The sequence below is a fragment of the Carboxylicivirga marina genome, assembly GCF_016612505.1.
GTDB lineage: Bacteria > Bacteroidota > Bacteroidia > Bacteroidales > Marinilabiliaceae > Carboxylicivirga > Carboxylicivirga marina.
The window spans coordinates 15,543-29,124 of sequence record NZ_JAENRR010000059.1; the positions used below are offsets into that span (position 1 = coordinate 15,543).

General features: G+C 35.2%; 12 protein-coding genes and 1 pseudogene. 4 read left to right on the forward strand and 9 right to left on the reverse strand.

Annotation, left to right across the window (positions count from 1 at the left end; translation table 11 throughout):
• Positions 1–242: 242 nt before the first annotated feature.
• Positions 243–401 carry a hypothetical protein gene (locus JIV24_RS18015; RefSeq protein WP_200466471.1) on the reverse strand — a complete coding sequence of 53 codons (159 nt, stop codon included), beginning with the start codon at positions 399–401 and terminating at the stop codon, positions 243–245.
• Positions 402–432: 31 nt separating this feature from the next.
• A complete protein-coding gene (locus JIV24_RS18020; protein WP_200466472.1) occupies positions 433–4,707 on the reverse strand; it encodes a hybrid sensor histidine kinase/response regulator transcription factor in 4,275 nt (1,424 codons plus the stop codon).
• A 444-nt stretch (positions 4,708–5,151) separates the two neighbouring features.
• Here JIV24_RS18020 and JIV24_RS18025 point away from each other — a divergent pair, with 444 nt between their 5' ends.
• Positions 5,152–5,388: a (2Fe-2S)-binding protein gene (locus JIV24_RS18025; RefSeq protein ID WP_200466473.1), complete on the forward strand. Its 237-nt coding sequence runs from the start codon at positions 5,152–5,154 to the stop codon at positions 5,386–5,388.
• A gap of 295 nt (positions 5,389–5,683) precedes the next feature.
• On the opposite strand, the gene JIV24_RS18030 is transcribed toward JIV24_RS18025, so the two are convergent.
• The 7 genes from JIV24_RS18030 to JIV24_RS18060 form a co-directional block, all read right to left on the reverse strand.
• The gene (locus JIV24_RS18030) at positions 5,684–6,280 is read right to left on the reverse strand and encodes a LysE family translocator (RefSeq protein ID WP_200466474.1); all 597 of its coding nucleotides are present in this window, start codon (positions 6,278–6,280) and stop codon (positions 5,684–5,686) included.
• A 93-nt stretch (positions 6,281–6,373) separates the two neighbouring features.
• Positions 6,374–7,399, reverse strand: a complete 1,026-nt coding sequence (locus JIV24_RS18035) for an aldo/keto reductase family protein (RefSeq protein WP_234445873.1) — start codon at positions 7,397–7,399, stop codon at positions 6,374–6,376.
• Between the two features lie 76 nt (positions 7,400–7,475).
• Complete coding sequence (locus JIV24_RS18040; protein WP_200466475.1) at positions 7,476–7,976, reverse strand: DUF4867 family protein; 501 nt, start codon at positions 7,974–7,976, stop codon at positions 7,476–7,478.
• Positions 7,977–8,053: 77 nt separating this feature from the next.
• On the reverse strand, positions 8,054–9,115 hold the full coding sequence (locus JIV24_RS18045) for a zinc-dependent alcohol dehydrogenase family protein (RefSeq protein WP_200466476.1): 1,062 nt from the start codon (positions 9,113–9,115) through the stop codon (positions 8,054–8,056).
• Positions 9,116–9,239: 124 nt separating this feature from the next.
• Positions 9,240–10,538, reverse strand: a complete 1,299-nt coding sequence (fucP, locus tag JIV24_RS18050) for an L-fucose:H+ symporter permease (protein WP_200466477.1) — start codon at positions 10,536–10,538, stop codon at positions 9,240–9,242.
• Positions 10,539–10,567: 29 nt separating this feature from the next.
• Positions 10,568–11,002, reverse strand: coding sequence for an L-fucose mutarotase (fucU, locus tag JIV24_RS18055; RefSeq protein WP_200466478.1), 435 nt, complete (start codon positions 11,000–11,002; stop codon positions 10,568–10,570).
• A gap of 58 nt (positions 11,003–11,060) precedes the next feature.
• Complete coding sequence (locus JIV24_RS18060; RefSeq protein ID WP_200466479.1) at positions 11,061–12,275, reverse strand: ROK family transcriptional regulator; 1,215 nt, start codon at positions 12,273–12,275, stop codon at positions 11,061–11,063.
• A gap of 270 nt (positions 12,276–12,545) precedes the next feature.
• Here JIV24_RS18060 and JIV24_RS18065 point away from each other — a divergent pair, with 270 nt between their 5' ends.
• The 3 genes and pseudogenes from JIV24_RS18065 to JIV24_RS18075 all read left to right on the forward strand — a co-directional run.
• Positions 12,546–12,842, forward strand: a complete 297-nt coding sequence (locus tag JIV24_RS18065) for a hypothetical protein (RefSeq protein WP_200466480.1) — start codon at positions 12,546–12,548, stop codon at positions 12,840–12,842.
• A 38-nt stretch (positions 12,843–12,880) separates the two neighbouring features.
• A complete protein-coding gene (locus JIV24_RS22890; protein ID WP_353890332.1) occupies positions 12,881–12,988 on the forward strand; it encodes an ArdC family protein in 108 nt (35 codons plus the stop codon).
• 29 nt (positions 12,989–13,017) lie between these two features.
• Positions 13,018–13,254 (forward strand): annotated as a pseudogene (locus tag JIV24_RS18075) (zincin-like metallopeptidase domain-containing protein); the annotation flags it as partial.
• Between the last annotated feature and the right edge of the window lie 328 nt (positions 13,255–13,582).

Here is a 13,582-nt window from a genome sequence, read left to right on the forward strand (position 1 = left end):
TCATTTACCCCATGCATCAATTGGCTTACCTGATAACGGTTAATTTGAGGCCAAAATAAACTGCTACATGCAAGTGGGTTTATCTCAATTGCACAAAAAATTGCACAAATTGAATAATAATGGTGTTTTATAGTTCAATTTATTTGGTGCAAGTGTGGCTTGTTGGTAATTGTTAAAACAAAGGAGAGGTCAGAAAAAAAATCCGGCTGTTTAGCCGGATTTTAATGTCGTAGGATTTATTTTTAGCAACTGCCATTTTGTTCGAGATTAGGATTAACATCCCTTTTAAACTGAGGTATTGGGAATAACCAATGCTTAGACGCATCAAAATTTTGTGCCCCAGTAGTTGGAGTTGTCGTAGGTAATCCACCTTCATTACGACCATCAACGTAGAATTTCATTGGGATTAAATTAGTTTAGATCGATAAAATTTTATTTATAGTCTTTAGCAAACTCTTTAGGAGACTTTTCATATTTCTTTTTAAAACATCGAGTGAAGTAGGAATGGTTAGAAAAGCCTGTTTTAAATATTATTTCAGAGATGTTATGCTCACCTTCACTTAACATGATGGCTGCTCTTCTTAATCTGTAATCTCTGATAAATTCATTTGCCGATAAATCAACTAAGGCTTTCAGTTTACGATACAATTGCATGCGACTCAATGATAATGCATTCTCAAGGTCAGCCACAGCAAACTCAGAATTTGATAAGTTCTCATCGATTGCCTTTTCGGCATTTTGTAAAAACACCATTTCTGATGTTGAATAACTTTGTGTTTTAGAGCTTGGTTTTAGAGTGGTTTCTGAAAGATACTTTTCACGTAAGGTTTTTCTTAACTCCATTAATTGCTGAATACGAGCTGCTAAATGTTCCAATTTAAAAGGTTTAGGAATATATGAATCAGCTCCTTTCCTAATGCCTTCAATACGATGCTCTAATGCGCCTTTTGCTGTTAAGAGTATAATAGGGATGTGGTTTGTTAGTACATTAATTTTAAGGGAATGGGTTAATTCAAAGCCATCCATTTCGGGCATCATTACGTCTGATATAATAATTTCAGGTAAATTTTCTATCGCCGATGCCAATGCCTCTTTTCCATTTTCAGCTTGAATTATCTCAAAATGTTTTTCAAATGCTTGACAAAGGAATTGTCGTATTTCAGCATTGTCATCAACTATCATTAATAAAGGTCTTTTTTCAGATGAGAAATCAGAAAAGAATTGTGGCAGTTCTGCAATATTAATATTTTCTTCTTTTGACTCTTCTTCCAGCAATAAACGTGGACTCTTCTTTTTAAGATTTTTAAAAGCAATAGCTTCTTCTTCTGAGCTCAGACTTGGCAACTTTACTATAAATGTGCTACCAACATTTACTTTACTATTCACAATTAGAATTCCTTTATGAAGTTCTATAAGTGACTTAACCATTGACAAACCTATTCCAGTGCTTGATTGAATCTTGTTTTCAGTTTTTTCAGCTTTGTAAAAACGATCAAATATTTTTGGAATTTCATCATGAGGAATTCCTTTGCCTGTATCTTTAATCTTTATTGTTACACATTGCTGCAACTTGTTGTCAACAATATAAACATCATTTGTATTACTATTTATTTTATGATGTTTCTCTTTGTATATGTCAACCGAAATCACCCCTTCAATATCACTGTGCTTAATGGCATTGGAAAGAATATTATATATGACTTTTTCAAGCATATCAGCATCAAATTCAAGTGGCAAATATTTGGTTGAACTTGAAAAGTTCAATTGTAAATTGTGTTTTTTAGCTAATGGTATAAATGAATTGCTAATCTCACTTAAAAAGAAAACAATATCGGCACGTTCCAATTTTAAAGTAAAATGCCCAGTTTCAATTTTCCTAAATTCCATCAATTGATTGACCAACTTAAGCATCCTTTGGGCATTAGATTGCATTATTTTTAAGTTGTCAATGAGGTAACGATCTAGTTTGCCGGATGATAGAATATTATCCAAGGGGCCTAAAATTAATGTAAGAGGTGTTTTAAATTCGTGAGAAATATTTGTGAAAAAAGTTAATTTCATTTGATTGATTTCCTGAATCTTCTCTTTTTCTAGTTGCTCAATTTTTAGCTCATTGTTTAGCTGTTGTCTGAATATGATAATACGACGAAAAATCCAAAAGATAAAAGCAATTATCAAAATATAGAGTACAAGAGCATAAAAACTTAAATAGAGAGGAGGTAGTACTTCAATATTTACTTTAGCAACATTTGAACTAATGATACCATCAGGTGATTCGGTTTTTACCTTAAACACATAGTTGCCATGCTTTAAATTTGAGAATGTTATTTTATTGCTCCCTTGTTCTATTTCTTGCCAATCATCATTAAATCCTTCCAATAAATAAAAAAAGGAGTTGTGCTGTGGAAATGGATAATGTGTTGAAGCAAATTCAAATGAAAAGCTCCTTTCAGACGGGTGAATTTCAATTTCCTTAACATTTTGAATTGAATTACTTAATACGACTCGATTATTATATTTAGTATTAGCTTTTATTCTTTGTCCCTGAATTGAGAACTGCGTTATTAATACTTCTGGTGGAGTAATGTCTTTATGAATTTTCTGTGGATTAAAGGCCGTGATACCTAATATACCGCCAAAATAAAATTGATTAGAAAAACCCTTATGTACGGCATTTCGTCTAAAGTTTCCAGCTTGTATGCCATCTGAAACATTATAATTACGAATCTCAAACGTTTTAGCATTTATTTTTGATATGCCCACATCGGTACTGACCCAAAAGTTACCTTCATGGTCCCTTAGCATTCCGTAAATTGAATTATCTGCTAAACCATTTAATTCATTTAGATGAATGAAATCAGGGTTTGCTAAGCTACTCCCTTTTTTAAGAATATTAATTCCACCACCAAAAGTACCAATCCAAATACGCCCTTCATTATCTTGATTAATAGCAAATATACGATCGTTAGATAATGATGATGGTATACTTGCATCTGTTTTAATATGAATATAGTTTTCTACATTTTGGTGGCTATCCAAGACTATTTTACTTAAGCCATTATCACGGCTACCTGCCCAAATGTTTCCATCATCATCTTTAAAGGTGATGGAAATGTTATTTGAACAGATGGTGGAAAGTTTAAATGGATCGTTTCTGAAACGTTGAAATTCTGGCGTTTGTACATTGCCATTTTTAAGCTTCAGCTTGGTGACACCTTCGCCAACAAATGAACTGAGCCAAAACTCATTCTCGCTTACTTGGTTAATATTTGATATGGACCTTAGAGGATATATTTCGCCATTTTCTTCAAACGAATCGAATTTATTAAACCGTGGTGTTTGTCCATGCTCAAGCTTTTTAAGCTCCTTCCTTTCTATTAATAATAAGCCATGACCATGTGTTCCCATCCATAAATTACCACGGTTATCAACACGCAGTGAAAATACTTGCCAGTTATTTAATTCCGGAATATAATCTCCTAAATGCAAATATTGTTCTTCACCATCTTTAAAAGACAAATAATCGACGCCTTTTTTATATGTTGCTATCCATATATTGTTGTTTGTATCTTCACATATAGCATTAATCTGATTATGAGATAGAGAATTATTGATTTGCGGAATATGAAAATAGTGTTCAAATTCCTTTTGATTAAGGTAAAGCTTAGATATTCCGCCACGAGCACAAGCTATCCAAAGTAAATTATTAGAATCAAGATACACGTCATTAATCTGATCACTAGCAATTGAATAAGGATTTAAAGGTGAATTGGAATGTTGAGATATGGTATTGTCATTAGTATTGTAGCAAAGTAAGCCCTGACTTTTGGTGCCAATCCAGAGATTACCATTGTCTTGTAGATTTATTGTTTTGATATTGGGATTTGTAATTCCGTGTTCTGTAAAATTAACAGCTTTACATAATCGACCATTAATCGAATATAAACCTGAAGTAGTGGCAATATAATGAATTCCATCTGTTGAAGATATAACTTTTGATACTGCTTTTCTGTGCATTGGAGCGTATGCCGGAAAATCATTAAGGTGTTGGAAATTGAAATCGATATCTGTTTGATTTATAAGTAAATCATCAAACAGTAACAAATCAACACCTTGTGAAGTGCCAATCCAGAGATTTGAATCATTATCAAAGCTTAGGCTACTGACTTGGGGAGAGGAGATACCTTTGCTTTTTGAAACTTCGGGATTTTTAGCGATGATTTTTTTTAAGGTTAAGCTATTATTGTGGTTATTGTATAGATACAAGCCATTTTTTGTACCGACCCAGAAGATGTTTTTAGGCCCTTCAATAATCGAGAATACAGAGTTACTTCGAAGGTTTTTAGGAGTAGAGAAGGAGTGAGTAGCATAGTCAAATATAGAAAGACCTTTTTCAGTACCAATCCAGATTTTTCCATCAGAATCTTCATAAATAGTTCTTATGCTGTTTGAGGTGATTGAACTTGTATCTCCCTCACTGTGTTTAAAATCCTCAAACCTATAACCATCATACTTATAAAGTCCATTTGGGGTGCCAATCCAAATAAATCCAAATTGATCCTGAGTGATGGCTGTCACAGAGTTTTGAATCAGACCATCAGTTTGTTTAAGATGAACGAATCTGGCATTGGTAATATCATTTGCAGTAACGCTATGTACTAATGACATCAATAAGACGAAGAGGGTAGAAGAACCTATGAATCTCATTAAGAATCTGGTATTTAAATTAGATATAAATATACTAGAGGCTGGTTTGTATTAAACTCCTAAAATAGTTAATATTTATAATACTTTTTTCTTTCGTGTTCATTAGTTTGCTTTCATAGTAATTTTAATAATATCGTTCATATCCATCAGTTATCACTTAGTTATAATTAATGATATTATATTTTTTATTTCTGGTTAATACGTCTGCCCTTAATGCAGACAAACAAAGTCAGTGTAAAAGAATTTAGCCAATAATGCTTCACTTTATACGATGTTCTATTTTATCATTGAGAGTAAGAAGAGTATCTTTTTATTAAAGAATATGGTTTGAGAAAGCAATTGACGCGCATTCTCTCAATTACATTCAGATTAGTCTATCTTTTGGGAAATATGTTTTAAGCGGAATAGGTGTAATGATGTATTTTTGAAAAAAAAGAAATGAAAATGAAGAATGATATAATCTGCTACTGCCGGAATGTTAAAAGAGAAACGGTTGAAATAGCCATTAAGAATGGTGCAAAATCCTTAGATGATATTCGTTGGAGTACGGACGCATGTAAAGGTGAAAAATGTAAAGATTTACATCCCAATGGTGAAGGTTGTGAACACGCTGTAAAACAAATGATTATTGCCTGTCGTGGCGAAATTCAAGGTCCAAAATGTAGTTGCTGCGGACTCTAGTTGCTCCAGTTTAAAAAAGGCAAGTATGAATGACAAAGCAATTTATACTTGCCAATAAACAGTCAAAAGAGGCATGTAATTTCAGATGACAGAATTAAGGTATTAAATATTTAATCAAATGAAAAAATAGAGTTTTCATTGAATCAAATCACCTCTACCTTATAAATATATAATGGTAAGGATTGATAGAGTAGTCGACTCTTTCTTGTATTATTCAAATCCTTCATTGCCTTATATCGAAAAGCATAGATAAATAGCTATGATTGTCAGGTTAATATTATACTGCTACAATGTTCTATTTCAACAAAATATCAATTGCAGCGTATAATAAACCTAGCACCATTATAATTATAAATACCCGTTTAATTCGAATGTCTTTGAGATGTTTTTTCAAAGCAGCTCCAAATAATCCCCAAACAGAAACAATACAAAAAGTAAAGCAAGCAAGTCCAAAAGATGATAAAATCATGTAAAGCTTGTTATTCAGGAACGAATAAAAGAAGGTTGAATATACGGTCATTCCATAAAAGATAGCTTTGGGGTTCACCAATTGGAGAATGGCTCCATCTGCAAATCGTGCTTTAATATTTTGCTTAGTTTCTGTATCAACATTAAGTTTAGAAGTTTTATAAGCGAGATATAGGATATAAGCGGTACCAATATATTTGAGGTAGTTTATTATCTCGGGTACTAATGTGGATAGGCCCAATGATAAGTAAGCACAAATGATAAAAACAATGAATGTACCAAACGTTATCCCTCCAATATAGGGTAGTGTTTTTTTATAGCCCATTCCCATGCTAAATGCCATGGAAGAAACATTATTTGGCCCAGGAGTTATGGATGTGACAATAGCGAAAGTCAGAAATGGAATTAACGCGAATGTATTCATTTAGAAACTTTTAGTAAAGGTGTAGAAGCTATCAAAAAAACCTCCCTGTTATTTAAAAATCAGGGAGGTTTATTTATATTATCACAGTTTATATTATTGTGCAATCACGCCTTCTTCGTCCCAAAGATCTTTCCAGTGCTTAGCACCTTCCCAAAGAAAGACCTGACCTTTTACCAAACGAGAACCACACTCGCAATTTTTAATTGAAGCAAATTCCTCATCGGTCAATGGATCAGTGAATGAAGATGTTAAGTTGCTTAAGTACTCCATTGGGTGAACTGAGAAAGGAATAGTTACCTGTCCGTTTTTGATTGCCCACTTAATACAGATTACAGCTGGATGGACACCGCGAGCCTTGGCAATGGCTTGAATCTCTGGTGTTTCAATATCTACTGCATCACCTTCAGCTACATCACGTTCAGGACGCGTAGGAGAACCAATAGGCATAAATCCAATAGGTTGAATCTGGTTTTTCAAACAGTAATCGAACAACTCTTGCTGCTGGAAACAAGGGTGCATTTCCATTTCGTTAACTGCAGGAAGAATTTTCATTAAAGGAAGAGTTACTTCATATTTAGCAATGGTCATGTTTGAAGTACCAATATTTCGCACTTTACCAGTATCAACTAAAGCCTCACATTGTTTCCATGTATTCATAAACTGCTCAACAGAGAATGGTTTTGAATCTGGATTACGTGAGTCACCATCACAACCAGGTGCATGATAGTTAGGGAATGGCCAGTGTATTAGATACATATCAACATAGTCTAACTGTAAGTCATCCAACGTTTCCTGACATGCTTTTTCAACTTCGGCATGGCGGTCATTCCAAACTTTACCTGTGATAAAAAGATCTTCTCTGGTACAAACACCTTCTGCAATTACATCTTTGATCGCCTGACCAATTTCTTTTTCATTTCCATAAACCGCTGCACAGTCAATATGACGGTAACCTAAGCGAATAGCATTTCTTACTGCATCAGCCACTTCTTCGTGTGTAAAGCGATCTGAGCCGAATGTTCCCAAACCAACGGTTGGCAACTTGTCTCCTGAGCGAAGTACCTTAGCCGGTACATCAGCAGGGTTAATAGCTGTATATTCTTTTGAAATATCTGACATTTTAATTTAGATTAAAAGCATCAAGTATCAAGTATCAAGAAGATGGCCTTGATACTTATGTCTTGATACTCAAATTTTACATTTCTATTTTAATAAAATCTGCTTCCTTTAATTCTTTAACTACGCAGTCATTTGCATAAGTTCTTTCAGGAAGATTGATGAGAATATTGGCAGGTTCTTCATTTGGAGTAAAAGGCCCCCAATGCCAAACACCTGGCTTAATGGTGATAGCTGTCCCTTTTGGAACAAAGAAAACACGCATCTTATCCAAAGGTATTTCATCGGCATTTGCGGTTGCTGGACCAACTTGTAATAGAATGTCATTATCAAGAGGAAGTACTACTTCACCGCATGATGAATGGTATTCTAAAACATTGATGATGTTATCACGTTTTTCCACACGACAGCATGAATAACTGAAAGGAATATCACCTCGTACATCTAATTGCAATTGATCGCGAAAAAACTCAACTGGAGCAGCACCTAATTTCTCATCTGTTGGATTAATAAGATTTGCGTACGTTCCAAATGGCTTGTATGCTTCGAGCGATAGTTGTTCTACTTTTACTGTTCTCATTCTATTGAATATTAGATTTTTAGACTTTAGGCCATTAGAAAATTACTAACAGTCTAAGGTCTATTTGACTATAAATCTTACTTGATTTCTTCGTCGTATACAACGGCAACCTTACCGCATTTACCGCCATCCATTAAGTCATATGCTTTGTCCGCATCTTTTAATTCAAAACGATGCTGTACCAAATCTTCTGGGTGAATGTCCCAACGAACTAATAGCTCAACTAACTCTTCCATTCTTGAAGATGATGTTACCCATGAACCGTGGATAGTAATTTGATCATGGATAATATCCGGAGATGGGTTAAACTCAACTGTACCACCTTCACCAATCATCACCATATTGCCCCACTTGCGAGTAGCTCGAATAGCTAATTGACGACCATGTGTATTACCCGAACAGTCTATTGATCTTTCAAAACCTTCACCAGAATGCGTTTCAGCCAATACTTTATCTAAGGTGTCTGGGCCTGCTAGGTATACAGAGTCAGCTAAACCTAATTCCTTAGCGATATCGCAACGCTCCTGAACAGTATCTACACCAACTAATTTGTTAGCACCTAAAGCCTTTGCAAGCATTAATGTGGCTAAACCAACAGGGCCTAAACCAACTACTAAAACAGCATCTTTACCTGAAATACCACACTTCTCAATACCTTCGTATACAGTGCCAAATCCACAAGCAACTTGTGCTCCATCAACATACGATAACTCATCTGGTAATAATACACAATCTTTTTCGTCTGCAAGGATGTACTCAGCCATACCACCATCACGCTGCCATCCGTATGCTGCACGTTTTTCTGATGTACAAGAAATCATGTAACCACGACGACAGTCGTTACAAACACCACAACCAGAGATATGGTAAAGAATTACACGATCGCCCTCTTTGAAACGTGCCATGCCTTCACCACACTCAACAATCTGACCACACGGTTCGTGACCGGCCACTTTATTCTGGTATGCCTCAGGACCTTTTCCAAGGTGCTCACGATAGATTGCTCTAATGTCACTACCACATATTGTAGAAGCTTTTGTTTTAACCAATACCTGCCCTGGTCCAGGGGTTGGAACTGGAACTTCTTTCATCTCTACTGTACTGTTACCTGGAAGGTAAGCTGCTAACATTGTTTTCATAGTAATTAATTTTTAATTTTTATAGAATCTATGGCTTATTTCTAACCTTAAGAAATTATGTATTTAAATTTTTTATTCATACTATAATATAAGGCGCAGAAAGAATTCGTACGCCTTATATCTTTTATCGAATACTTGATTTATAAGCTCTATGTCCGAATATAGCGATTGCCACAAAACACATTAATGGTAAAATAAAGGATACGTTTTCAGCTGGATGGCCTAACACTGTTCTCAAATCTATAATCGCACCTTGCATTGGCGGCATTAAGGCGCCACCCACAATTGCCATCACTAAACCAGCTGCTCCCAGCGTAGCATCTTTGCCAACATCTTCCAGTGCAATACCATAAATGGTTGGAAACATTAATGACATAAAAGCTGAAGTTGCTACTAGGCAATAAAGGCCAAACATGCCATCAATCAGTATTGTACCGAAAATACAAAGCATACCTCCTATGGCAAAAATCAGAAGAAGTCGGCGTGAATTAACGTACTTCATCAAAAATGTACTAATAAATCGACTTAGCAGGAACATGCCCATTGCTCCCATGTTTATTAGCTGTGCTGTTGCTTTATCAATCCCTAATCGACCGGCATATTGAATAATAAAAGTCCAACACATGATTTGAGCTGCCACATAAAACACTTGAGCAATTACTCCTTCGCGATAAATTTTATTGGCGATAAGTCGGCGAAACGATTGCATTGGGTGAATATCATCTGAATGCCCGGTTGCTGGCATTTTAGTTACCAGTATAATAACAAACATGGCAATGACAACTAATCCTAAAATTACATAAGGATTACGGATGATCATTAAATCATGTGCACGCTCCATTGCTTTAGTGGCCGCATCCAATGTTGAAAATTCTATAAGATTGCCGGCTGCATCAAAATGTTTATCTGATTTTAATGCTTTTAGAATAACCTGTGAAGCTACTGTCATTCCTAACAGAGAACCAATTGGGTTAAAAGCTTGAGCGAGGTTAAGCCTGCGAGTAGCCGTTTTAGCTGAGCCTAGTGATAAAATAAATGGATTTGCTGTTGTTTCCAAAAAGGCTAATCCGAATGTTAGGATGTACAACGATACAAGGAAGAAACCAAATACTTCGTATTGGGCAGCTGGCCAAAAAAGTAAAGCTCCTGTGGCATAAAGAGCTAAACCTAATAATATCCCTTTTTTATAGCTAAACTTCTGTACGAACAAAGCCGCCGGGATAGCCATGGTTGCATAACCTCCGTAAAAAGCAAACTGAACTAGTGCTGCCTTTGCGGTTGATATTTCCATGACTGATTTAAAAGCTGCTACCATTGGGTTGGTTATATCATTGGCAAATCCCCATAGGGCAAACAAACTTGTAATAATGATAAACGGTAGCAGATACTTTCTCTCAACTACCTTTTCTGTAATTTTATTCATTTTGCAGGATTTAATTTTGATTTAGATTTTTATATCGATGGCGTTACACCTTTCTTCAACAGGATATTTCCATATTTTGCAGTTTCTCCAGTCATTACAACTGCAAAGGCCCTACGCGCTTTGTCATAAAAATCAAAACGGCCTATACGTTCAATGGGAGCCACATTTGGATTTGATTTATGGATGGCTTCAAGATATGCTTCTTCAACTGTGGGGTCTAGTTGATCGCCTTCTACCGCTGCCATCATTGTTAATGGAGCTGGTACATATGAGTCTAATTCATATAATGGTAAGATGGCTTCTAGTAAATCTGGAATTCTTAAACCATCGGCTCTTAGCACGCGATCATTGAAACTTTCACCCGGAAAGTGTGCATCGGCTAATATTATTTCATCGCCATGGCCCATTCGAGAAAGGACTTCTAGTAATTCAGGACTGATAAGTGGTGATATACCTTTTAACATGTTCTCTATTTTTAAGTATCTTCTTAACGTTAAGAAAATAAGTTATTAAAAAAATAGTCTATACTCTAAAATTTAATACTTCGTTCAATATCAGTGACACAGCGCCTTTTACAGCAGCTTCGTTACCAAGCTGGCTTTGTAATAATTCAATATTACGGTTGGGTTGCTGAATAATCTCTCGATTAAATACCGTTCTTATACGTTCTGTAAAGAATGAGCCGGATTTCATAACTTTTCCACCCAAAACAATAGCTGCCGGATTTAAAATATTTGCAACAGATGCAATTGCTAAACCAAGATAGTCTGCCGCCTGATTAAAGATGTAAAGTGCAAGTTCGTCACCTTTATGAGCCTCAATTGCAATTGTTTGTGTTGATATTTTTTCAAGTTTATTTAGGCTTGAGTTAGGATAAAACTTAAGCTTATCCATTGCCATTTCTGCAATCCCACGCCCAGAAGAATAACATTCTAGGCAATCTTTTTTACCACATGAGCACTGCAATCCACCTGCTGAAGAGTCACTAATTCTATTGTGACCAATTTCTCCGGCCATACCATCAAAGCCATAAAAAGCTTGACCATTCATGATAATGCCTGAACCTATTCCGTATCCAATATTAATAAAAATGAAATCTTTACAACGATCACCAATGCCGTACATCAGTTCGCCTTTTGCCATTACTCTCGATACATTATCAACAATAACAGGCACGTTAAAGAATTCCTTAAGTGGCTTTTTAATATCAACATCTTTCCACTTGAAGTTTGGTGAATATTCAATGATATCGGTCTTTTTATTGATGAAACCTGCGGCAGCAACCCCTATACCATATACTTTTCTTTTATCTATTTTAGATTTATGTAATAGTTTCTCAATTAAACTAATTACCCGTTTTAAATCGGTTTCAAAACCATCACCAACTTCTGTTCTCACATCAAGCTTGGCTAGAGAATTGCCATTGAGGTTAGAAATTACACCATAAATATGTGTGCGTCCCCAATCTATACCGATAACATAGTTGTCTTCACCGTTGAATTGAACAATTACGGGAGGTCGTCCTCCTTTTGATTCACCAATGCCAACTTGAGAAGTTAATTTCTCCTTATTAATCAGGCTATCAACTATTCGTGTTATGGTAGGAGCGCTTAGTCCAGTTTGCTTGACTATTTCAGCTCTGGATATAGAACCACTTTCCCGAATAAGATTCAAAACTTTGATCTTGTTCAGTCTGTTGATATATTCTGCACTTCCTTTTGGATGATTCACACTCATAATTACCTTTCTAACGATGCGAAAATAAGTATCGCGAATTTATTGTGCAAATATTTACCGAGTTTTTTTTATTATTCACTATCTAGAATGGTTATTTGTTATGTGTAGCTTTTAATAATGGTTCGTTATGAAACGACTTAAGTCATTGATTATCTACTGTGTAATGGCCGATATGTTTCTATACTACCCTTGACAATTAGTATCTTACATGGATATTTTCTACAATATAATTAAGTATGGTTACCAAGAGGGAATATAATTAGGCTGTTGTTGCACATTATTGCTGAATCGATCCCATTTAAAACCAATGTCTCTAAATTATGTAAACGTACGGGAATTGGTCGAAATAATCTGGTTCAATACATCAAGTGTTTGGAAGATTTGCGGATTGTAACAAGTAGTTATTCAGGTGGTTGTAATTCTACTAAAGCCAGAAAAAATTCATCTTCACATCCTAATTTACAATATGCCATTTCTGATGAAGACGTGAATATTGGTACAGTCAGGGAAAGTTTTTTTATTAATCAGTTAAGTGCTGTTGGACTGAATCCATTCCTAGAAATTTAATCTCTAAAAAGCCATACAGAGGATTTAACTTCTGGTATTTGTTAAGCTTTGGCTTTGAACGGCCATATTTCCTCACCTTTAATCAGGTTAAACAATTAGGTGCTTCCATTAAAAAGGGTTCCAAATCCTTTATGGTCATATTCTGAAAATTATTAGAAATTAAAAACGTTTAAATCGCCATCAGCAATTTCCAAATCTTAATTTTGGTAGCAAAGACTACAGTCAAGAGGAATTAGTAGCCGAAATGGGAGCAGCTTACCTATGTGGTATCAGTGGTATTGAAAATGTAACAATTGATAATAGTGCAGCATACATCAAAGGTTGGTTAGGGAAATTAAAAAGTGATAAGAAGTTTATCATTTCAGCAGCTAGCTTGGCACAAAAAGCAGTTGATTATATTTTAGGTACATAGAATGCGTGAGAAAAACCCCACTACCAATTTTTCAGTAGTGGGGTGTTCTGAATTTTGAAAACCGTAAAGTTGTCACTGTAAAGGTATTACTATTTACGCTTCTGCAACTAGTTTATGAGTATATAAATTGAAAGCAACTATAAATTGATATTGTATGGACGTGTTTTTATCTTTTATATATTTCAATAATCAAAGCCTGATTTTTAATGTTACGAGTGTATAAAGTACTTCATGTTGATGGAATATAATTGACTGACATTTCCCATGTCTATTAGGCAGCACTTGAAAGCTGCATTTCTATTAGCCTGAAGATTTTGTTGTCTTCGGG